The sequence below is a fragment of the Pantoea sp. Ap-967 genome, assembly GCF_011752565.1.
Lineage (GTDB): Bacteria > Pseudomonadota > Gammaproteobacteria > Pseudomonadales > Pseudomonadaceae > Aquipseudomonas.
In genome coordinates, this window is the sequence record NZ_VWXK01000012.1 from 76856 (window position 1) to 97014 (window position 20159).

At 63.8% G+C, this 20159-nt stretch carries 18 protein-coding genes; 7 read left to right on the plus strand and 11 right to left on the minus strand.

Annotated elements, in window-relative coordinates; translation table 11 throughout:
- Nucleotides 1-330: 330 nt before the first annotated feature.
- Both F3J45_RS14785 and F3J45_RS14790 read right to left on the minus strand, forming a co-directional pair.
- Nucleotides 331-729 (minus strand): RcnB family protein, encoded by a 399-nt coding sequence (locus F3J45_RS14785; protein WP_167063726.1) that lies wholly within the window; start codon nt 727-729, stop codon nt 331-333.
- Between the two features lie 173 nt (nt 730-902).
- Complete coding sequence (locus F3J45_RS14790; RefSeq protein ID WP_167063729.1) at nt 903-2198, minus strand: sigma-54-dependent Fis family transcriptional regulator; 1296 nt, start codon at nt 2196-2198, stop codon at nt 903-905.
- A 202-nt stretch (nt 2199-2400) separates the two neighbouring features.
- Here F3J45_RS14790 and F3J45_RS14795 point away from each other — a divergent pair, with 202 nt between their 5' ends.
- From F3J45_RS14795 to F3J45_RS14805, 3 genes are read left to right on the plus strand one after another with little or no spacing between them, the layout of a single operon-like run.
- Nucleotides 2401-3279 (plus strand): MBL fold metallo-hydrolase, encoded by an 879-nt coding sequence (locus F3J45_RS14795; RefSeq protein WP_370526382.1) that lies wholly within the window; start codon nt 2401-2403, stop codon nt 3277-3279.
- A gap of 40 nt (nt 3280-3319) precedes the next feature.
- Nucleotides 3320-4576, plus strand: coding sequence for an FAD/NAD(P)-binding oxidoreductase (locus F3J45_RS14800; RefSeq protein ID WP_167063732.1), 1257 nt, complete (start codon nt 3320-3322; stop codon nt 4574-4576).
- Complete coding sequence (locus F3J45_RS14805) at nt 4573-5391, plus strand: sulfite exporter TauE/SafE family protein (protein WP_167063735.1); 819 nt, start codon at nt 4573-4575, stop codon at nt 5389-5391. The genes F3J45_RS14800 and F3J45_RS14805 overlap by 4 nt, the downstream gene beginning before the upstream one ends.
- Here the strand turns inward: F3J45_RS14805 and F3J45_RS14810 are convergent.
- A complete protein-coding gene (locus tag F3J45_RS14810) occupies nt 5380-6267 on the minus strand; it encodes a LysR family transcriptional regulator (protein ID WP_167063738.1) in 888 nt (295 codons plus the stop codon). The two genes, F3J45_RS14805 and F3J45_RS14810, sit on opposite strands and share 12 nt — an antisense overlap.
- Before the next feature lie 195 nt (nt 6268-6462).
- Between F3J45_RS14810 and F3J45_RS14815 the strand changes: the two genes are divergently transcribed.
- Nucleotides 6463-8109, plus strand: a complete 1647-nt coding sequence (locus F3J45_RS14815) for a GMC family oxidoreductase (protein ID WP_167063741.1) — start codon at nt 6463-6465, stop codon at nt 8107-8109.
- A gap of 97 nt (nt 8110-8206) precedes the next feature.
- Nucleotides 8207-9826 carry an MFS transporter gene (locus tag F3J45_RS14820; RefSeq protein WP_167063744.1) on the plus strand — a complete coding sequence of 540 codons (1620 nt, stop codon included), beginning with the start codon at nt 8207-8209 and terminating at the stop codon, nt 9824-9826.
- A 213-nt stretch (nt 9827-10039) separates the two neighbouring features.
- On the opposite strand, the gene F3J45_RS14825 is transcribed toward F3J45_RS14820, so the two are convergent.
- The 4 genes from F3J45_RS14825 to glyQ form a co-directional block, all read right to left on the minus strand.
- Nucleotides 10040-10810, minus strand: a complete 771-nt coding sequence (locus F3J45_RS14825) for a 1-acyl-sn-glycerol-3-phosphate acyltransferase (RefSeq protein WP_167063746.1) — start codon at nt 10808-10810, stop codon at nt 10040-10042.
- A 64-nt stretch (nt 10811-10874) separates the two neighbouring features.
- Nucleotides 10875-11402, minus strand: a complete 528-nt coding sequence (gmhB, locus tag F3J45_RS14830; protein ID WP_167063748.1) for a D-glycero-beta-D-manno-heptose 1,7-bisphosphate 7-phosphatase — start codon at nt 11400-11402, stop codon at nt 10875-10877.
- 3 nt (nt 11403-11405) lie between these two features.
- Nucleotides 11406-13457 carry a glycine--tRNA ligase subunit beta gene (glyS, locus tag F3J45_RS14835; RefSeq protein WP_167063750.1) on the minus strand — a complete coding sequence of 684 codons (2052 nt, stop codon included), beginning with the start codon at nt 13455-13457 and terminating at the stop codon, nt 11406-11408.
- Nucleotides 13454-14380 carry a glycine--tRNA ligase subunit alpha gene (gene glyQ, locus F3J45_RS14840; protein ID WP_370526384.1) on the minus strand — a complete coding sequence of 309 codons (927 nt, stop codon included), beginning with the start codon at nt 14378-14380 and terminating at the stop codon, nt 13454-13456. Before glyQ ends, glyS begins: the two co-directional genes overlap by 4 nt.
- A 104-nt stretch (nt 14381-14484) precedes the next feature.
- Between glyQ and F3J45_RS14845 the strand changes: the two genes are divergently transcribed.
- Both F3J45_RS14845 and F3J45_RS14850 read left to right on the plus strand, forming a co-directional pair.
- Nucleotides 14485-15036 carry a DNA-3-methyladenine glycosylase I gene (locus F3J45_RS14845; RefSeq protein WP_167063752.1) on the plus strand — a complete coding sequence of 184 codons (552 nt, stop codon included), beginning with the start codon at nt 14485-14487 and terminating at the stop codon, nt 15034-15036.
- A gap of 41 nt (nt 15037-15077) precedes the next feature.
- The gene (locus F3J45_RS14850) at nt 15078-15965 is read left to right on the plus strand and encodes a lysophospholipid acyltransferase (RefSeq protein ID WP_027917130.1); all 888 of its coding nucleotides are present in this window, start codon (nt 15078-15080) and stop codon (nt 15963-15965) included.
- A 173-nt stretch (nt 15966-16138) separates the two neighbouring features.
- On the opposite strand, the gene F3J45_RS14855 is transcribed toward F3J45_RS14850, so the two are convergent.
- Genes F3J45_RS14855 through fmt form a run of 4 tightly spaced genes read right to left on the minus strand, consistent with a single transcriptional unit; the run spans nt 16139 to nt 20102 of the window.
- Nucleotides 16139-16453 (minus strand): tetratricopeptide repeat protein, encoded by a 315-nt coding sequence (locus F3J45_RS14855; protein ID WP_110638922.1) that lies wholly within the window; start codon nt 16451-16453, stop codon nt 16139-16141.
- 12 nt (nt 16454-16465) lie between these two features.
- Nucleotides 16466-17839 carry a Trk system potassium transporter TrkA gene (gene trkA / locus F3J45_RS14860; protein WP_167063753.1) on the minus strand — a complete coding sequence of 458 codons (1374 nt, stop codon included), beginning with the start codon at nt 17837-17839 and terminating at the stop codon, nt 16466-16468.
- Nucleotides 17840-17862: 23 nt separating this feature from the next.
- Entirely contained in the window at nt 17863-19173 is a 1311-nt protein-coding gene (gene rsmB, locus F3J45_RS14865) for a 16S rRNA (cytosine(967)-C(5))-methyltransferase RsmB (protein WP_167063755.1), read from the minus strand.
- Nucleotides 19170-20102, minus strand: a complete 933-nt coding sequence (fmt, locus tag F3J45_RS14870) for a methionyl-tRNA formyltransferase (RefSeq protein ID WP_167063757.1) — start codon at nt 20100-20102, stop codon at nt 19170-19172. The genes rsmB and fmt overlap by 4 nt, the downstream gene beginning before the upstream one ends.
- Nucleotides 20103-20159 lie beyond the last annotated feature (57 nt).

A 20159-nucleotide genomic window follows, 5' to 3' on the forward strand; every position in this document is an offset into this window, starting at 1 on the left:
CAGGCGTCGGAAACACGGCGTGGGAGTGTCACTGCGCAGGTTATTATTATGGTTAAGTTAGCGAGGGCCGTGAGTGTTTTAGGGGGTCACGCCCGGCGCTGATAGTCAAAGATGACTTGGGTAAAGTCAAGCGGTGACATGAATTGGCATGCCTACAGTTTAGACACGTTAATTGCTGTTTTTATTACAACCGTCGGGTCAATGGGAATGGGCGTGATTGTTCGATTGTATTCAAACGGCTCTGCGTCAAGGGATACAGGCGAGTTGAATGCGACAAGGGCGCTGCACAAAGTGTGAGCGCCCCGCCCTGATCGATAGACGCAAACGGGATCAGTAGCCCGAAAGCACACTCACCACCACGCCCGTGGCAATCGCAACCAGCACATAGTCACCATTCACATACAACCAACGATGATCCCGTGGCGGTGCATACAGGTGCCGTGCACGCCAGTCGGTCACCCAATAGCGGTCTGCGCGGTAGCGGGGTTCGACCACGTAGCCACGGCGCCATTGCTGATGGGGCATCGGCATGCCCGCTTCCGGGCGGAAGTTCGGGTTGTGGTAGGCCGGGTAACGGCCATTGTCGTGGCGGTCATGACGCTCGGGTTGCCATCCTTGATGGGATGGGCCACGGCCATCGTCATAGCGATCCGGACCTGGTTGAGCGAAGCTGGCCAAGGGTGTGCTGAGCACAAGCGCGGCGCAGAGTACGGTCAGGGTTTTCTTCATGGGGGTGATCCTCTGCTTGTTAACGCCCGGCGGGTACTGCTGGGTGCCTGGTGCGGTTAACTGATCAGACCACGAATTTTCCCGATTAATGTAAGGGCAGAGGTAAAGGTCAGGTAAAGACTGGCACCTGCTTCGCGGCGTTTCGATGCCTGGGCAATTCCACGTACAGGTTTTCAGTTCAGGCCGAGCGCTTTGAGGCGGCGGTACAGCGTGCGCTCGCTCAGGCCGAGGTGGCGGGCCAGCTCGCTGCGCGAGCCCTGAAACTGCTCCATAGCCAGGGCGAGGCCACCGAGGTCGTTGCGCCCTCGCCCTCTGGTTGTAGCGGGCAACGGTTGGCCTACGTCGTCGGGAAGATGTTCCGGGCGGATCAACCCGTCATCGGCAAACAGCCGCGCCCGCTCCAGGATATTGCGCAACTCACGAATGTTGCCTGGGAAGGTGTGCAGGCGAAGCTGGGTGAGTGCCGCCTCGGTCAAACTGACTGCCGGCGGGCCGGCCATGCGCTGCAGGAGGCTTTCAGCGAGCAGCGGCAAATCTTCCACCCGTTCACGCAATGCCGGCAAGCGAATCGGGAAGCCGCTGATGCGGTAGTACAGGTCTTCACGGAACGTCCCCTCTGCCACCATCTGTTTCAGCGGTTTGTGGGTGGCCGACACCAGCCGGAAATCTGCATGCACGGTGCGCAGGCTGCCCACCGGGCGGAAGCTGCCGGACTCGATCAGGCGCAGCAGTTTGACCTGCATTGCCAATGGCACCTCACCGATCTCGTCGAGGAACAGCGTGCCGCCATGGGCCGCTTCAGCCAGCCCAACCTTACGCTGGTTGGCACCGGTGAAGGCGCCCTTCTCGTAGCCGAACAACTCGCTTTCGAACAGCGACTCGGTCAAGCCGGTGCAGTCGACCACGACCAACGGGCCGTTCGCCCGCGGGCTGCCCAGGTGGATGGCGCGAGCGAATAGCTCCTTGCCAGTGCCCGACTCTCCCTGGAGCAGCACAGGAATCTGCGCCGGCGCGGCGCGTTGCAGGCTGGCCAATGCCGTCTTGAACGCTGGCGCGCGACCAACCAGGCCTTGCTGCTGGGGTTGAGCCGACGCCAGCGCGATGCTGGTCAGGCGCTCGACAAAAGCCACCACCCTGCCCTGCTCGTCAAGAATCGGCCGCAGCTCCACATCCACATGCTCGGGCCCACGCGGTGTGTGGTGAATGTGCAGCACCCGCTCGGGCTCCTTGCTGGCCCAGGCTTTGCGCATTGGGCAGTGCTCCCCGGCTTGGTCGCAGGGCACTGCGTAGTGATGGGAAACCCGGTGGCACTTTTCTCCAAGCGGGGCCTGCTCGTCGTGGCCGAACTGCCGGCGATAGGCAGCGTTGGCAGCGAGGATGTTGTAGTCGGTGTCCAACACGATGGTTGGCAGGGCATCGTGCTCAAGGTAGGAAACCAGGGCTAGGATGAGGGGATGGGCTTCAGGCATGACGGTACCGATGAGATGGCCTGGCGCAGGGTAACAAGGACTGCCAAACACTGCCATTGGCTGACAGTCGACTGCCACATGTGCTGCCAAAGCCACTGACGGCGACCAGCCGCAGCCCGGCTTCATTGGCCCAGGCCATGAAAACCGCCTGGCATGCATCTTGATAACACTTCTGGTGGATCAATTGGAGAACGTGATGATCATCGGCAACAACCTTCACGTGGACGCCTTCTACGACCAGGCGACCTCGACCATCAGTTACCTGTTGCTGGACCGTGAAACCCTGCACTGCGCGTTGATCGACAGCGTGCTGGATTACGATCCCAAATCCGGGCGAACCTGTACCACGTCGGCAGACCGCCTGATCGAGCGCGTAAACGAGCTGAACGCCAACGTGCAGTGGGTACTGGAAACCCATGTGCACGCCGACCACCTCTCGGCAGCGGCGTACCTCAAGGCACAACTTGGTGGCCACACGGCCATCGGCGCGCATATTACCCAGGTGCAGAAAACCTTTGGCGCGCTGTTCAACGCCGAGCCTGGCTTTGCCCGTGACGGCAGCCAGTTCGACGTGCTGTTCGAGGATGAGGAAGGCTTTCGCATCGGCAACCTGCACGCCCGTGCCCTGCACACCCCAGGCCATACACCGGCGTGCATGAGCTTCATGATTGCCGATGGCGGCGAAACCGCAGTGTTTGTCGGTGACACCCTGTTCATGCCGGACTACGGTACCGCCCGTTGCGATTTCCCCGGTGCCGATGCCCGTACCTTGTACCGCTCGATTCGCCGCCTGCTGGCCTTCCCCGACCAGACCCGGCTGTTCATGTGCCATGACTACCTGCCCGGTGGGCGTGAGATGCAATTCATGACCACGGTTGCCGAGCAACGCGCGAGCAATATCCACATTCACCACGGCGTCGATGAGGACAGCTTCGTGGCGATGCGCGAGGCACGCGACAAGACCCTCGACATGCCCGTGCTGATCCTGCCCTCGGTGCAGGTCAACATGCGCAGCGGCCATTTCCCCGAACCTGAAGAGAACGGCGTGAGCTACCTGAAGATCCCGCTGAACACGCTCTGACCGCCCTGCCCTATAACCAGAATTTCCAGGATTGACTGCCATGCCTGCCAATACCGACCACCACCAGGTGGTCATCGTCGGTGCCGGTGCCGCCGGTATCGCCACTGCCTCCAGCCTGATCGCCCGCGACCCAACGCTGGACGTTGCCCTGATCGACCCAAGCGATGTGCACTACTATCAGCCCGGCTGGACGATGGTCGGAGCGGGCGTGTTCGAAGCGCCAAGCACCGCTCGCACCTTGGCATCGGTCATTCCACCAGGCGTGTGCTGGATCAAGGCACGGGTCCAGGGGTTCGATCCTGCGGCGCAGCAGGTCACCCTCGAAGGCGGCCGTACCCTTGGTTACCAACAATTGGTGGTCTGCCCTGGGCTCAAGCTCGACTGGGATGCCATCGACGGGCTTAGCGATACCCTCGGCCGCAACGGCGTCACTTCCAACTACCGCTTCGACCTGGCGCCCTACACCTGGGAACTGGTGCAGGCACTCAAGCAGGGCCGTGCCCTGTTCACCCAACCACCCATGCCCATCAAGTGCGCCGGTGCGCCGCAGAAGGCGTTGTATCTGTCCTGCGACCATTGGCTGCGTAATGGCCAGCTGGGTGATGTGAAAGCCAGCTTCTTCAATGCCGGCGCCGTGCTGTTCGGGGTCCCAGACTACGTGCCGGCACTGATGGCCTACATCGACAAATATGGTGTCGACCTCAACTACAGCCAACGCCTGGTCGCGGTAGATGGCCCCAACCGGCGCGCCACCTTCGTGCGTACGCTGGCCGATGGCAGCAGTGAGACCCGTAACGAAGCCTTCGACATGCTGCACGTCGTTCCGCCACAGGTGGCCCCAGACTTCATTCGCACCAGCCCCCTGGCCGATGCCGCCGGCTGGGTCGATGTCGACCCGCATACCTTGCGCCACCGCAGGTTCGCCAATATCCATGCCCTGGGTGATGTCGCCAGCACCAGCAACGCCAAAACCGCTGCAGCGGCGCGCAAGCAGGCGCCGGTGGTTGCCAATAATGTGCTGGTCGCCCTAGGCCGCTTGCCGACCCTGGCCCAGTACGACGGCTATGGTTCCTGCCCGCTGACCGTCGAGCGCGGCAAGATCGTGCTTGCCGAGTTCACCTACGGTGGCAAGCTGGCGCCGAGTTTTCCGCGCTGGCTGCTCGATGGCTGCAAGCCCACCCGCCTGGCCTGGCTGCTCAAGGCCAAGGTACTGCCGCCGCTGTACTGGCAGGCCATGCTCAAAGGGCGTGAGTGGCTGGCGCGGCCACAGCCTTTGTTCACCGAGGCCGAGCAGTGATCGAACATCAACTGCTGGGCGCTGGCCTGGGCGCGATCATTGGCGCAGTGCTGGCATTGACCGGCGCCGGCGGCGGCATTCTTGCGGTGCCGTTGTTGGTGTTCGGCCTTGGCCTGACGATGGTGGAAGCGGCGCCGATCGGCTTGCTTGCCGTTGGCATGGCTGCAGCGGTGGGCGCGTTGCTGGGGCTGCGCGAAGGGCTGGTGCGCTACCGCGCCGCGCTGTTCATTGCCTTGATTGGGATAGCCGCCGCGCCGTTCGGCCTGATGCTTGCCCATCGCTTGCCCAATACGCCGCTGGCGCTGGTGTTCGCCGGGGTGCTGGTGTACGCCTGCCTGCGCATCTGGCGCAAGGCGGCCAAGGAACTGCGCGGCGAAGCGAACGATGCGCACCGCTTCATTGAACCCTGCGTGCTGAACCCCTTGCAAGGCCGCTTGCGCTGGACCCTCCCCTGCGCCAGGGCGCTGGCGTTCACCGGGGTTATGTCGGGGTTGTTGTCGGGGCTGCTGGGCGTAGGCGGCGGTTTCGTCATCATCCCTGCCCTGAACCGCTACACCAACTTGCGCATGAAAAGCATCGTCTCCACCTCCCTGGCCGTTATCGCACTGGTGTCCACCGGCAGTGTTGTCAGCGCCAGCCTGGCCGGGGTCATGCACTGGCGGATCGGCGCGCCCTTCGCCGTCGGTGCGGTTGCCGGGCTGCTGCTGGCCCGGCCATTGGCGGCGAAGATTGCCGGGCCACGGCTGCAGCAACTGTTCGCCGTCGCCGGCTGGCTGGCGGCGGTGCTACTGGCCGGCAAGGCGCTACTCGGCTAGCAGCGCGTCCTGCTCTGCTGCGCACAGCGCCAGCAGGTAGTCCCACACTACCCGCAAGCGCACCGACTTGTGCAGTTCACGACGGGTGCAGATCCAGTAGCTGCGCTGGATGGTTTCGCTGGGCAGCACACGCACCAGGGTAGGGTCGTGACGGGCCATGTAGTTGGGCAGCACGGCGATACCCAGGCCGGCGCGGGCGGCGGCCTGCTGGGCGATCACGCTGGTGCTGCGAAACACCACGTTGGGCGCCCGGCAGAAGCTGTTGAGAAACAGCAGTTCCTGGCTGAACAGCAGGTCGTCCACGTAGCCTATCCAGCTATGCCGGGCCAGGTCTTCGCGGTTGCGCAGCGGCGCTGCGCGGTCCAGGTAGCTTTGGCTGACGTACAGCGCCAGGCGGTAGTCGGTAAGCTTGCGGGTAATCAGCAGGTCGGCATTGGGGCGCTCCAGGTGAATGCTGATCTCGGCCTCGCGGTTGAGGATGCTGACAAAGCGCGGCACGGCCACCAACTCCACCTCAAGGCCTGGGTAGCGGGCAAACAGCTCGTTCATGCGTGGGGTGAAGAACATGATGCCGATGCCTTCGGTGACCCCCAGGCGGATTTTGCCCAGAGGGGTGATGGCTTGGGTGATTTCCTCCTGGGCCAGCAAGGCGACGTTTTCCATGGCTTCGGCATGCTTGAGCAGGGCCTGGCCCGAAGGCGTCAGTTCATAGCCCTGGGCATGCTGCACGAACAGTGGAGTGCCCAGGCTTTTCTCGATGCTTTCGATATGCCGGGCGACGGTGCTGTGGGTGGTGTTGAGGCGCTTGGCTGCCGTGAGCAGGCGGCCGCTGCGCTGCAATTCCAGGAAAAACCGCAGATCGTTCCAGTCGAACATGCTGATCCTTTTGGCTGTTCTTACCGGCCCTATCGCGGGCAAGCCCGTGGGAGCTGGCTTGCCCGCGAAGAGGCCGGTACAGGCTTCCCGCTGTGCTAAAACGCACAACGGCTGCGCGAAATCACGTGTTTGCATGACGAAATTACGCACTAAGATGAACCGGGACAAGAATAATAATCAGGCGCGAGGTTGCACATGCCATCAGCCGATCCTGTCTTCGACTACGTGGTCGTGGGTGCCGGTCCCGCCGGTTGCCTGCTGGCCAATCGCTTGTCCGCCGACCCTGCCTGCCGCGTCCTGCTGCTGGAGGCCGGTGGCCGCGACAACTACCCGTGGATTCACATTCCGGTCGGTTACCTCTACTGCATCGGCAACCCCCGCACCGACTGGTGCTTCAAGACCGAAGCGCAACCTGGCCTTGGCGGCCGTGCCCTGGGGTATCCACGGGGCAAGGTGCTGGGCGGCTGTTCTTCCATCAACGGCATGATCTACATGCGTGGCCAGGCCGCCGACTACGACCAATGGGCCGCCCAAGGTAACGACGGCTGGGCCTGGAATGATGTGCTGCCACTGTTCAAGGCCAGCGAAAACCACTTCGCCGGCGCCAGCGCGCACCACGGCGGCGCCGGTGAATGGCGGGTCGAGCGCCAGCGCTACAGCTGGCCGATCCTCGATGCCTTCCGCGACGCTGCCGAGCAAAGCGGGATTGGCAAGGTCGACGACTTCAACACCGGCGACAACCAGGGCTGTGGATACTTTCAGGTCAACCAGCGCAGCGGCGTGCGCTGGAATGCTTCCAAAGCCTTCCTGCGGCCAATCAAGGGCCGCCCGAACCTCACCGTGCTGACCGGCGTGCAGGTCGACCAGGTGCTGCTCAACAACACCCGCGCCCGGGCGGTGAAGGCCTGGTGGCAAGGCGCCTGGCATGAATTCGGCGCACGCCGTGAAATCATCCTCTGCGCGGGCGCCGTGGGTTCGCCCGGTATCCTGCAGCGCTCCGGCATCGGCCCGCGCAAGTTGCTCGAAAGCCTGGGCATCGGTGTGCGTCACGACATGCCCGGGGTGGGCGGCAACCTGCAGGACCACCTGCAACTGCGCCTGATCTATCAGATTCGCAACACCCGCACCCTCAACCAGATGGCCAACAGCCTGTGGGGCAAGCTGGGCATGGGCCTGCGCTACGCCTACGACCGTAGCGGCCCGCTGGCCATGGCGCCGAGCCAGTTGGGCGCCTTCGTGCGCTCAAGCCCGGAGCAGGCGACGCCGAACTTGCAGTACCACGTGCAGCCCCTGTCGCTGGAACGCTTCGGTGAGCCATTGCATCAGTTCCCGGCCTTCACCGCCTCGGTGTGCAACCTGCGCCCGGCCAGCCGCGGGCGCATCGACATCCGCAGCGCGGACATGAATAGCGCGCCACTGATCGACCCCAACTACCTGAGCGACCCCCAGGACCTGCGCGTTGCCGCCGACGCCATTCGCCTTACCCGGCGGATTGTCCAGGCCCCTGCCCTCGCCGCCTTTGCCCCCCAGGAGTACCTGCCAGGCCCGGCGCTGCAAACCGAACAGGACCTGTTCGACGCAGCCGGCAAGATCGGCACCACCATCTTCCACCCGGTGGGCACCTGCCGCATGGGCAATACGCCGATGGACGTTGTGGATAACCAGCTGCGCGTGCACGGAATTCCCGGCCTGCGCGTGGCCGATGCCTCGATCATGCCGCAGATCACCTCCGGCAATACCTGTTCCCCCACCCTGATGATCGCCGAAAAGGCGGCGCAGCTGATCCTCAAAGGAGCCCCGGCCCAGACCTCCCTCAACGAAGACGCAGTACCGACCCCCTGACCGGGGAGCGTGCAACACCGGCGGCTCGCGGTCAGAAGCTGCCGACAGTGGAACAACAAGAATAATCACTGTGGCCTGCGGGCCGAGGACAGCAACGATGTCGGATTACATCCAAGAGCAGGGTGCGACGGCCAGCAGCGCCAGCCGTCGTGAAGAACGCAAGATCATTTTCGCGTCATCCCTCGGGACGGTGTTCGAGTGGTATGACTTTTTTCTCTATGGCGCCCTGGCTGCAGTCATCAGCAAGCAGTTCTTCGCCGGGGTGAATGACACCACCGCCTTCATCTTCGCCCTCATGGCCTTTGCTGCGGGCTTCCTGGTGCGGCCGTTCGGTGCCTTGGTGTTTGGCCGCCTGGGCGACATGATCGGGCGCAAGTACACCTTCCTGGTGACCATCGTGCTGATGGGCCTGTCGACCTTCGCCGTGGGCCTGCTGCCCACCTACGCCAGCATCGGCATCGCTGCACCGATCATCCTGGTGATCCTGCGCATGCTCCAGGGGCTGGCGCTGGGCGGGGAATACGGCGGTGCGGCCACCTACGTTGCCGAACATGCGCCGCCCGGCAAGCGCGGTTTCCACACCGGTTTCATCCAGTCCACCGCCACCCTTGGCCTGCTGTTGTCGTTGCTGGTGGTGCTGGGCAGCCGCTACATCAGCGGCGACCAGTTCGAAACCTGGGGCTGGCGCCTGCCGTTCCTGCTGTCGATCATCCTGCTGGCGATTTCTACCTGGATTCGCATGAGCATGCACGAGTCGCCGGCCTTCGTGAAAATGAAGGCCCAGGGCAAGGTCAGCAAGTCGCCGATCCGTGAGTCGTTCACCTCCTGGCCCAACCTCAAGGTGGTGCTCACCGCCTTGTTCAGCATCAATGCCGGGCAAGCGGTAACCTTCTACACGGCGCAGTTCTACGTGCTGTTCTTCCTCACCCAGATGCTGAAAATGGACCCGGCCCAGGCCAACACCCTGCTGATTATCAGCGTGGTGATCGGCGCGCCGTTCTTCGTGTTCTTCGGCTGGCTGTCGGACCGTATCGGCCGCAAGCCGATCCTGATGCTTGGCCTGCTGCTGGCCACGGTGCTGTACTTCCCGATGTTCAAGGCCCTGAGCCATTACGCCAACCCACAGATCGACGCCGCCAGCCGCCAGGCACCCATCGTGGTCACCGCCGACCCGCAAGGCTGTACCTTCCAGTTCGACCCCGTGGGCAAGGCGCGCTTCGACAGCCCGTGCGACAAGGTCAAGACCTTCCTGGTCAAGCAGGGCCTGCCCTACAGCTCGGTAAGCGTGGCCGGTAGCGGTGTGGTGGTGAACATTGGCGACAAAACCATCAATGGCTTCGACGAAGCGGCCATGCGCGCCGCCGTGGAACAGGCCGGCTACCCGGCCAAGGCGGACCCGGCGCAGGTCAACCAGGTGATGGTGGTGGTGTTGATCGTGGCCATGATCCTGATTGCGACCATGACCTACGGGCCGTTGGCGGCGGTGATGGTGGAGTTGTTCCCAACCCGCATCCGCTACACCTCCATGTCGCTGCCCTACCATATCGGCAACGGTTGGTTCGGTGGTTTCCTGCCGACCGTGTCGTTCGCCTTGGTGGTGTACACCGGGGATATCTTCTATGGGCTGTGGTACCCGGTGCTGGTGACCGGCATCAGCCTGGTGGTGGGCATTTTCTGCCTGAAAGAAACCAAGGATGTAGATATCGACAAGGTCTAAGCAGACGTAGACATCCCTGTAGGAGCGAGCAAAGCTCGCGATACCCTGCAAACAAAAAAACCGGCTGTAAAAGCCGGTTTTCTTATGCCCTGAAAAAACTTATGCACGATTTTAAGAAAAATGTCATACACAGAAATAAACAGCTAATTCATGCACTTAGCGTCGACTTCAAGCATTCCTCGAAAAAACTGCTCACAAGTTATCCACAGATATTCAGGCGGTCTGTTCCTGCGGTTTTTCACCCACCGGCGGCAGCGACCCCAGGGCCCGCTGCGTGGCTTCGTTCCACGCTGCAGCACGGTCGTTGAGCTCGGCAATGGCCCGTGGCCCGGTGCCCTCGGCATACATCGGCTTGCCGATCACCACCTCGATGGTGCCCGAACGCTTGCCCCAGCCCGTCTTGGGCCAGAACTTGCCGGCGTTGTGGGCAATCGGCAGTACCGGCAACCCGGCGTTCACGGCCAGCGCCGTGCCACCACGGGAGAACTTGCCCACCGTACCGAACGGCACCCGCGTGCCCTCCGGGAAGATCAGCACCCAGGTTTTCTGCTTGAGCAGTTCGTCACCCTTGCTGGCCACCTGACGCAGCGCTTCCTTGGGGTTGTCGCGGTTGATCGCGATAGGCCGCAGCATGGCCATGGCCCAGCCAAAGAACGGCACGTACAGCAGTTCGCGCTTGAGCACCTGGCTCAGCGGCGAAAAATACTGCGACAGGAAGAACGTCTCCCAGGTGCTCTGGTGGTTGGACAGGATCACGCACGGCTCATCTGGCACGTTTTCGGCGCCGGTCACCTTGTAGTCGATGCCGAGAATGGTGCGGGTCAGGAACACCGCGCAGCGGCACCAGTAGACGTTGATGAACTTGTAGCGCTTGGGGAACGGCAGGAAAGGCGCGACGAAGAAGCTCAGCGAGCACCACAGCAGCGAACTGGTGCCCAGCAGCAGGTAAAAAAGAAAGATTCTGATCGCCTGCAGGATCGACATAGTGGCTAATACCGTTGCGGGGCGTGCCCGCCTAGGAAAAATGCGCCCGGGGGCGCATTAATGTTTAAATTATTTCTCTGGCGATGGCTGCCAGATCGTCGAAAATCAGTGTAGTTTCCGGAACACCTTTTGCCAGGGTCCGCTCACCCTTGCCGGTTTTCACCAGCACGGGTTGTGCACCGACGGCCAGGGCGGCGGCCAGGTCACCTGCGCTGTCGCCGACGAACCAGACGCCTTCAAGGGCCACCTGGTAGTGCGCGGCAATCGCCCGCAGCATGCCGGGCTTGGGCTTGCGGCAATCGCAGCCTTCATCCGGCCCGTGCGGGCAATACACGATATGGCCCACCTCGCCGCCCTGCTCGGCCACCAACGCGCGCAGGCGCGCGTGCATGGCCTCGAGGGTTTCCAGCGAGTAGTAGCCACGGGCGATGCCGGACTGGTTGGTGGCCACGGCCACCGTCCAGCCCGCCTTGCTCAACTGCGCGATCGCTTCGACCGAGCCCGGAATGGGAACCCACTCGTCCAGCGTCTTGATGTAGGCGTCGGAGTCGTAGTTGATCACCCCGTCACGGTCGAGAATCAGCAGTTTCAAGGCTTACCCCAGCAGCGAAATGTCGGCCACGCCCAGGAACAGGCCGCGCAGGCGGCTGAGCAGGGCATAACGGTTGGCACGGACCTTGGCGTCTTCGGCGTTCACCATCACCGCCTCGAAGAAGGCGTCGACCGGGTCACGCAGGGCCGCCAGGCGGGCCAGCGATTCGCTGTACTGGCGAGCGGCAGCCATCGGTTGCACGGCCTGGTCGGCCTGCTGGATGGCCGAGTACAGGGAGAACTCGTTGGCGTTGTCGAAATACTTCGGCTCGACCTGTTCGGCGATCGCGCCTTCGGCCTTGCTCAGCAGGTTCGACACGCGCTTGTTCACCGCCGCCAGGGCTTCGGCTTCCGGCAGCTTGCGGAACGCCTGCACCGCTTGCACGCGCTGGTCGAAGTCCAAGGCCGAGGCCGGCTTCAGGGCACGCACCGACAGGTAGGTGGCCACGTCGATGCCTTCGTCTTCGTAGCGTGCACGCAGGCGGTCGAAGATGAACTCCAGCACCTGCTCGGCCAGGCCTGCGGCCTTGACCTTGGCACCGAACTGCTTAACCGCGAACTCGACCGCACCGGTCAGGTCCAGGTCCAGCTGCTTCTCGATCAGGATACGCAGCACGCCCAGGGCGGCACGGCGCAGGGCGTACGGGTCTTTGCTGCCGGTAGGCAGCATGCCGATGCCGAAGATGCCGACCAGGGTGTCGAGCTTGTCGGCGATGGCCACGGCAGCACCGGTAACGGTCTGCGGCAGCTCGGCGCCAGCACCGCGCGGCATGTACTGCTCGTTCAGCGCCAGGGCCACGTCTTGCGGCTCGCCGTCGTTGAGCGCGTAGTAGTAACCGGCAACGCCCTGCATTTCAGGGAATTCGCCCACCATCTCGGTGGCCAGGTCGCACTTGGACAGCAGGCCGGCGCGGCCAGCGCGCTGGGCGTCGCCGCCAATCAGCGGGGCAATGAAGGCGGCCAGTTTGGAAACGCGCTCGGCCTTGTCGTAGACAGTGCCCAGCTGGGCCTGGAACACCACGTTCTTCAGGCGCTCGTTGAAGGTTTCCAGCGGCTGCTTCTTGTCCTGCTTGAAGAAGAACTCGGCGTCGGTCAGGCGTGGGCGCACGACCTTCTCGTTACCCTGCACGATCTGCTTGGGGTCACGGCTCTCGACGTTGGCCACGGTGATGAAGCGCGGCAGCAGCTTGCCTTCGCTGTCCAGCAGGCAGAAGTACTTCTGGTTGTCCTGCATGGTGGTGATCAGGGCTTCCTGCGGCACTTCCAGGAAACGCTCCTCGAACGAGCACACCAGCGGCACTGGCCACTCGACCAGGGCGGTCACTTCGTCCAGCAGCGCCGGTGGCACGATGGCCGTGCCTTCCTGCTGCATGGCCAGCTCTGCGGTACGCTTGCTGATCAGTTCGCGGCGCTCGGCGAAGTCGGCCAGCACGTAGGCTTTGCGCAGGTCTTCGACATAGTTGGCCGGGGTGGTGATCACCACGTTTTCCGGGTAATGGAAGCGGTGGCCACGGGATTCACGGCCAGCCTTCTGCGACAGGATGGTGCAGTCGACCACCTGGTCGCCCAGCAGCATCACCAGCCACTGGGTTGGGCGCACGAATTCTTCACGGCTGGCGGCCCAGCGCATGCGCTTGGGAATCGGCAGGTCGTTCAGCGAGTCTTCGACGATGGTCGGCAGCAGGCTGGCGGTGGACTTGCCCGGAATGTGCTGGGAAAAGCGCAGCTTAGGGCCGCTCTGGTCGATTTCAGCCAGCTCTACACCGCACTTCTTGGCGAAGCCCAGGGCAGCCTGGGTCGGCTCGCCGTCCTTGAAAGCCGCCTGCAGGGGTGGGCCGTCGATGTTGATGCTGCGGTCGGGCTGCTGCACGTCGAGCTGGCGGATCAGCACGGCCAGGCGGCGCGGGGCGGCGTACACCTGCTTGCCGGTGTAGTTCAAGCCAGCGGCCTGCAGGCCCTTCTCGATACCGGCCAGGAAGGCGTCGCCGAGGCTCGCCAGGGCCTTGGGTGGCAGCTCTTCGGTGCCCAGTTCTACCAGGAAATCTTGAGCACTCATTGTGCAGCCTCCAGCTTCGCCAACACTTCGTCACGCAGTTCAGGGGTAGCCATCGGGAAGCCCAGGCGTGCGCGGGCTTGCAGATAGCTTTGCGCCACGTCCCGGGCCAGGGTACGGACACGCAGGATGTAGCGCTGGCGCTCGGTTACCGAGATGGCGCGGCGGGCGTCCAGCAGGTTGAAGGTGTGCGAGGCCTTCAGGACCATTTCGTAGGTCGGCAGCGGCAGCTCCAGCTTGATCAGGCGGTTGGCTTCGCTTTCGTAGAAATCGAACAGTTCGAACAGTTTCTCGACGTTGGCGTGTTCGAAGTTGTAGGTCGACTGCTCCACCTCGTTCTGGTGGAACACGTCGCCATAGGTCACCTTGCCGAACGGGCCGTCGGCCCACACCAGATCGTACACCGAGTCGACGCCCTGGATGTACATGGCCAGGCGCTCCAGGCCGTAGGTGATTTCACCGGTGACCGGGTAGCACTCGATGCCGCCTACCTGCTGGAAGTAGGTGAACTGGGTGACTTCCATGCCGTTGAGCCAGATTTCCCAGCCCAGGCCCCAGGCGCCCAGGGTCGGCGATTCCCAGTTGTCTTCGACGAAGCGAATGTCGTGTACCAGCGGGTCCAGGCCGATGGCTTTCAGCGAGCCGAGGTACAGCTCCTGGAAGTTGGCAGGGTTCGGCTTGAGTACCACCTGGAACTGGTAGTAGTGCTGCAGGCGGTTGGGGTTCTCGCCATACCGCCCGTCGGCAGGGCGACGGCTGGGCTGCACGTAGGCGGCGTTCCAGGTTTCTGGGCCCACGGCGCGCAGGAATGTAGCGGTGTGGAAAGTGCCGGCGCCTACTTCCATATCGTAGGGCTGAAGCACCACACAACCTTGAGCTGCCCAGTAGTTTTGCAGGGCGAGGATCAGGTCTTGGAAGGTACGCACGGCTGGCGTAGGCTGGCTCACGAAATTCACCTGTATCTGGGGATGCGGATGTAAAGAGCGGGAGTATAACCTGATTCGCCTCGCCCTCTACTCATTGGAGCCTTATGCCACGCTGCTTTTGGTGTACCGACGATCCGTTGTACCAGGCCTACCACGACCAGGAATGGGGAACGCCACAGCGCGACCCGGCGTTGCTCTTCGAGATGCTTTTGCTCGAAGGGTTCCAGGCGGGGCTGTCATGGATCACCGTATTGCGTAAACGCGAGCGCTACCGCGAGGTGATGCATGGCTTCGACCCGGTGAAACTGGCGCAGATGAGCGATGAGCGCATCGAGGAGCTGATGCTGGACGCCGGCATCATCCGCAACCGCCTCAAGCTCAAGGCCGCGCGGCGCAACGCGCAGGCCTGGCTGGCTGTGGATAACCCTGCCCAGTGGCTGTGGTCGTTCGTCGGCGGTGAGCCGAAGATCAACCACTTCCAGGGCCGCGGCGAGGTGCCGGCGGTGACCGAAGAAGCCACCGCCATGAGCAAGGCGCTGCGCAAGGCCGGCTTCACCTTCGTCGGCCCCACCATCTGCTACGCCTTCATGCAGGCCACCGGCATGGTCATGGACCACACCACCGATTGCGATCGCTACGCCGCCTTGCAGCGCTGAGGGGTTACAATGCCCGCCTTGCTGAAATAAGGAATTCGCCTGTGGAAAAGTTCAAGGGCGCCCTGATGGTCGGGGTGCTGCGCCTGTTTGCCAAGCTGCCCTGGGGCGCTGTGCAGCGCGTTGGCGCCGGTATCGGCTGGCTGATGTGGAAAGTGCCCAACGGCTCGCGCAATGTGGTGCGCATCAACCTGGCCAAGTGCTTCCCGGAGATGGACCCGGCCGAGCGCGAACAGCTGGTGGGCCGTGCGTTGAAAGATATCGGCAAATCGTTCGTCGAGAGTGCCTGTGCGTGGATCTGGCCGCCCCAGCGTTCGCTGGACCTGGTCAAGGAAGTGCACGGCCTGGAAGTGCTCGAGCAGGCCCTGGCCTCGGGCAAGGGCGTGGTCGGCATCACCAGCCACCTGGGCAACTGGGAGGTGTTGAACCACTTCTATTGCAACCAGTGCAAGCCGATCATCTTCTACCGCCCGCCGAAGTTGAAGGCAGTGGATGACCTGCTGCGTGAGCAGCGGGTGCAGATGGGCAACCGTGTGGCGCCGTCGACCAAGGAAGGCATCCTGAGCGTCATCAAGGAAGTGCGCCGTGGTGGCCAGGTGGGCATTCCGGCCGACCCGGAGCCGGCGGAATCGGCTGGGGTGTTCGTGCCGTTTCTCGGCACCCAGGCGCTGACCAGCAAGTTCGTGCCGAACATGCTGGCCGGGGGCAAGGCGGTGGGGGTGTTCCTGCATGCCCTGAGGCTGCCGGACGGGTCGGGCTTCAAGGTGTTCCTGGAGGCGGCGCCGGAAGAGATGTACAGCACCGACGTGAACGTATCGGCGGCGGCCATGAGCAAGGTGGTCGAGCGCTATGTGCGTGAGTACCCGAGCCAGTACATGTGGAGCATGAAGCGCTTCAAGAAGCGCCCGGCCGGCGAGCCGCGCTGGTATTGAGACCAATACCGCCTGTGTTGGCAGGGACTTTGTAGGAGCGAGCGTTGCTCGCGATGGGGCGCGTAGCGGCCCCAGGTTCTCAGCTTCGCAGCCAATATTGCCGGGGCTGCTTTGCAGCCCATCGCGAGCTAGGCTCGCTCCTACAGGGATTGATGTGACCCACAGGGATTGCGTTAGCTTGAGGTTTTGTTGAGCTTCTTGAGGAACACGGTCATCTCTTTCTCGGCCTGCTTGTCGCCATGGGCCTGGGCCGCCACGATCCCGTCCTCCCAGGCCTTGCGCGCCGCCGCCAAATCACCGACTAATTGGTAGGCCTTCCCCAATAGCTTCCACGCCGCCGAGTACTTCGGGTCCTGCTCGACGCAGCGTGCCAGGTGCACCGCAGCCTCTGCGCCATTGCCCTCGTCCAGCCAGGCCTTGCCCAGGCCAAACCGCAGCAACGGGTTATCCACACCCTTGGCCAGCATCTTTTCCAGCGATTCGCGCATGCCCTCTTCCCCTTAGAAGAAACTCAAGCCAACGTGGAACAGCTTCTCCACATCCCGAATATGCTTTTTATCCACAACGAACAGAATCACATGGTCACCCGACTCGATCACCGTGTCGTCGTGGGCGATCAGCACTTCCTCGTCGCGGATGATCGCACCGATGGTGGTGCCTGGCGGCAGGGCGATGTTTTCCACAGCCTTGCCCACCACCTTGCTCGACTTCGCATCGCCATGCGCCACCGCCTCGATGGCCTCGGCCGCCCCGCGGCGCAGTGAGTGCACGCTGACGATATCGCCACGGCGCACGTGCGCCAGCAAGGTGCCGATGGTGGCCAGCTGCGGGCTGATGGCGATGTCGATGTCGCCGCCCTGCACCAGGTCGACGTAGGCCGGGTTGTTGATGATGGTCATCACCTTGCGCGCACCCAGGCGCTTGGCCAGCAGCGACGACATGATGTTGGCCTCGTCGTCGTTGGTCAGGGCTAGGAAGATGTCGGCATCAGCGATGTTCTCTTCGAGCATCAGGTCCTTGTCCGAGGCGCTGCCCTGCAGCACCACGGTGCTTTCCAGGGTGTCGGAAAGGTGCCGGCAACGCGCCGGGCTCATCTCGATGATCTTCACCTGGTAGCGGCTTTCGATGGCCTCTGCCAGGCGTTCGCCAATCTGCCCGCCCCCGGCGATCACCACGCGCTTGTTGGTTTCGTCGATGCGCCGCAGCTCGCCCATCACCGCGCGGATGTCTTTCTTGGCGGCAATGAAGAACACCTCGTCGTCGGCCTCGATCACCGTGTCGCCGCGTGGGGTGATTGGCCGGTCGCGGCGGAAGATCGCGGCCACGCGGGTGTCGACGTTGGGCATGTGGGCGCGGATCTGGCGCAGTTGCTGGCCCACCAGCGGGCCGCCGTAGTAGGCCTTCACCGCCACCAGCTGGGCCTTGCCCTCGGCGAAGTCGATCACCTGCAGGGAACCTGGGTGTTCGATCAGGCGCTTGATGTAGTTGGTCACCACCTGCTCGGGGCTGATTAGCACATCGACCGGGATATGGTCGTTGTCGAACAGCTCCTCGCGGGTCAGGTAGGCCGACTCGCGCACCCGGGCGATCTTGGTCGGGGTGTGGAACAGTGTGTAGGCCACCTGGCAGGCGACCATGTTGGTTTCGTCGCTGTTGGTCACTGCCACCAGCATGTCGGCGTCGTCGGCACCGGCCTGGCGCAGCACCGTGGGCAGCGAGCCGCGGCCCTGCACGGTGCGGATGTCCAAACGGTCGCCCAGGTCGCGCAGGCGGTCGCCATCGGTGTCGACCACGGTGATGTCGTTGGCCTCGCTGGCCAGGTGCTCCGCCAGCGTACCGCCCACCTGCCCTGCACCGAGGATGATGATCTTCATCCGCTACTCCCTACCCTGTGTGCTTACCCGCGCGAGGCGGCGATCTTGATCAGCTTGGCATAGTAGAAACCGTCGTGGCCGCCTTCCTGGGCCAGCAACTGGCGGCCGTGGGGCTGGCGCAGGCCGGCTTCGGTGGCCAGGTCCAGCTCGCGGGCGCCTGGGGTGCGGGCGAGGAAGGCATCGATCACTTCGGTGTTTTCGGTCGGCAGGCTGGAGCAGGTGGCGTACAGCAGCATGCCGCCCACTTCCAGGGTTGGCCACAGGGCATCGAGCAGTTCGCCTTGCAGCGTGGCCAGGGCCGGAATGTCCTCGGCCTGGCGGGTCAGCTTGATGTCTGGGTGGCGGCGGATCACGCCGGTGGCCGAGCACGGCGCATCCAGCAGAATGCGCTGGAACGGCTTGCCGTCCCACCAGCTGGCGGTGTCGCGGGCGTCGCAGGCAATCAGCTCGGCGTCCAGTTGCAGGCGGTCGAGGTTTTCGCGCACGCGGGTCAGGCGCTTGGCTTCCAGGTCGATGGCCGTCATGTGGGCCAGGCCGGGTTCGGCTTCGAGCAGGTGGCAAGTTTTGCCGCCAGGGGCGCAGCAGGCGTCGAGCACGCGCTGGCCGGGGGCCAGTTCGAGCAGGTCGGCGGACAGTTGTGCAGCTTCGTCCTGCACGCTCACCCAACCTTCGGCAAAGCCTGGCAGGCCGCGCACGTCGCAGGCCTGGGCGAGGACGATGCCGTCACGGCTGTACTGGCAGGCGCTGGCGGCAATGCCGGCGCCTGCCAGCAGCGCCAGGTAGCCGTCGCGGCTGTGGTGGCGGCGGTTGACCCGCAGGATCATCGGCGGGTGCGCGTTGTTGGCCGCGCAGATGGCCTCCCACTGCTCTGGCCAGAAGGCCTTGAGCGACTTCTGCAGCCAGCGTGGGTGGGCGGTGCGCACCACTGGGTCGCGCTCCATGCCGGCCAGCAGTGCCTCGCCCTCGCGTTGGGCCCGGCGCAGCACGGCATTGAGCAGGCCCTTGGCCCATGGCTTTTTCAGCTTGTCGGCGCAGCCAACGGTTTCACCGAGGGCGGCGTGGGCCGGAATGCGGGTGTAGAACAGCTGGTACAGGCCGACCAGCAGCAGTGCCTGCACATCGGCATCGGCGGCCTTGAACGGCTTTTGCAGCAGCTGCGCAGCCAGCAGGTCCAGGCGGGGTTGCCAGCGTGCGGTGCCGAATGCCAGGTCCTGGGTCAGGCCGCGGTCGCGTTCATCGACCTTGTCCAGCTGGGCCGGCAGCGAGCTGTTGAGCGAGGCCTTGCCGCTGAGCACAGCGGCAAGGGCACGGGCGGCGGCGAGGCGTGGGTTCATTGGCCCAGCACCTTGCCGGCGGCGAATTTCTCGCGGCGGCTGTTGAACAGGTCGCTGAAGTTCAGCGCCTTGCCACCGGGCAGTTGCAGGCGGGTCAGGCTCAGCGCCTGGTCAGCGCAGGCGACCACCAGGCCGTCCTTGCTGGCGGACAGGATCTCGCCCGGTGCGCCCTGGCCTGTGGCCAGCTTGGCGGCCAGCACCTTCACGGTTTCGCCGTCGAGGGTGCTGTGGCACACCGGCCACGGGTTGAAGGCGCGGACAAGGCGCTCAAGCTCAATGGCCGGGCGGCTCCAGTCGATGCGCGCTTCGTCCTTGTTCAGCTTGTGTGCATAGGTGGCCAGGGCATCGTCCTGCACTTCACCGTGCAGCGTACCGTCGGCCAGGCCGGCAATTGCCTGGATGACGGCAGGCGGGCCCATTTCGGCGAGGCGGTCGTGCAGGCTGCCGCCGGTATCCTCGGCGCTGATCGGGGTGGCCACCTTGAGCAGCATCGGGCCGGTATCCAGGCCCGCTTCCATGCGCATCACGGTGACGCCGCTCTCGGCATCGCCCGCTTCCACGGCGCGCTGGATCGGCGCTGCACCGCGCCAACGCGGCAGCAGGGAAGCGTGGCTGTTGATGCAGCCCAGGCGTGGGATGTCGAGTACCACTTGCGGCAGGATCAGGCCGTAGGCCACCACCACCATCAGGTCTGGCTTGAGCGCGGCCAGTTCGGCCTGCGCATCAGGGTTGCGCAGGGTCGGCGGCTGGAACACAGGGATGTCATGGGCCACGGCCAATTGCTTGACCGGGCTCGGCATGAGCTTCTGGCCACGGCCGGCGGGACGGTCGGGCTGGGTGTAGACGGCCACGATCTCGTACGGGCTGTCGAGCAGGGCCTTGAGGTGTTCGGCGGCAAACTCGGGAGTGCCTGCAAAGACGATGCGCATGGAGTTCTCGCTTCAAAAAAGAAAAAGGCTTGCCGGAGCAAGCCTTCTGGAAGGTAG

Coding starts and splice junctions, on each gene's coding strand:
- F3J45_RS14785 (WP_167063726.1), bottom strand. CDS start 729: ATGAAGAAAACCCTGACCGTACTCTGCGCCGCGCTTGTGCTCAGCACA.
- F3J45_RS14790 (WP_167063729.1), bottom strand. CDS start 2,198: ATGCCTGAAGCCCATCCCCTCATCCTAGCCCTGGTTTCCTACCTTGAG.
- F3J45_RS14800 (WP_167063732.1), top strand. CDS start 3,320: ATGCCTGCCAATACCGACCACCACCAGGTGGTCATCGTCGGTGCCGGT.
- F3J45_RS14810 (WP_167063738.1), bottom strand. CDS start 6,267: ATGTTCGACTGGAACGATCTGCGGTTTTTCCTGGAATTGCAGCGCAGC.
- F3J45_RS14815 (WP_167063741.1), top strand. CDS start 6,463: ATGCCATCAGCCGATCCTGTCTTCGACTACGTGGTCGTGGGTGCCGGT.
- F3J45_RS14820 (WP_167063744.1), top strand. CDS start 8,207: ATGTCGGATTACATCCAAGAGCAGGGTGCGACGGCCAGCAGCGCCAGC.
- F3J45_RS14825 (WP_167063746.1), bottom strand. CDS start 10,810: ATGTCGATCCTGCAGGCGATCAGAATCTTTCTTTTTTACCTGCTGCTG.
- glyS (WP_167063750.1), bottom strand. CDS start 13,457: ATGAGTGCTCAAGATTTCCTGGTAGAACTGGGCACCGAAGAGCTGCCA.
- F3J45_RS14845 (WP_167063752.1), top strand. CDS start 14,485: ATGCCACGCTGCTTTTGGTGTACCGACGATCCGTTGTACCAGGCCTAC.
- F3J45_RS14855 (WP_110638922.1), bottom strand. CDS start 16,453: ATGCGCGAATCGCTGGAAAAGATGCTGGCCAAGGGTGTGGATAACCCG.
- trkA (WP_167063753.1), bottom strand. CDS start 17,839: ATGAAGATCATCATCCTCGGTGCAGGGCAGGTGGGCGGTACGCTGGCG.
- rsmB (WP_167063755.1), bottom strand. CDS start 19,173: ATGAACCCACGCCTCGCCGCCGCCCGTGCCCTTGCCGCTGTGCTCAGC.
- fmt (WP_167063757.1), bottom strand. CDS start 20,102: ATGCGCATCGTCTTTGCAGGCACTCCCGAGTTTGCCGCCGAACACCTC.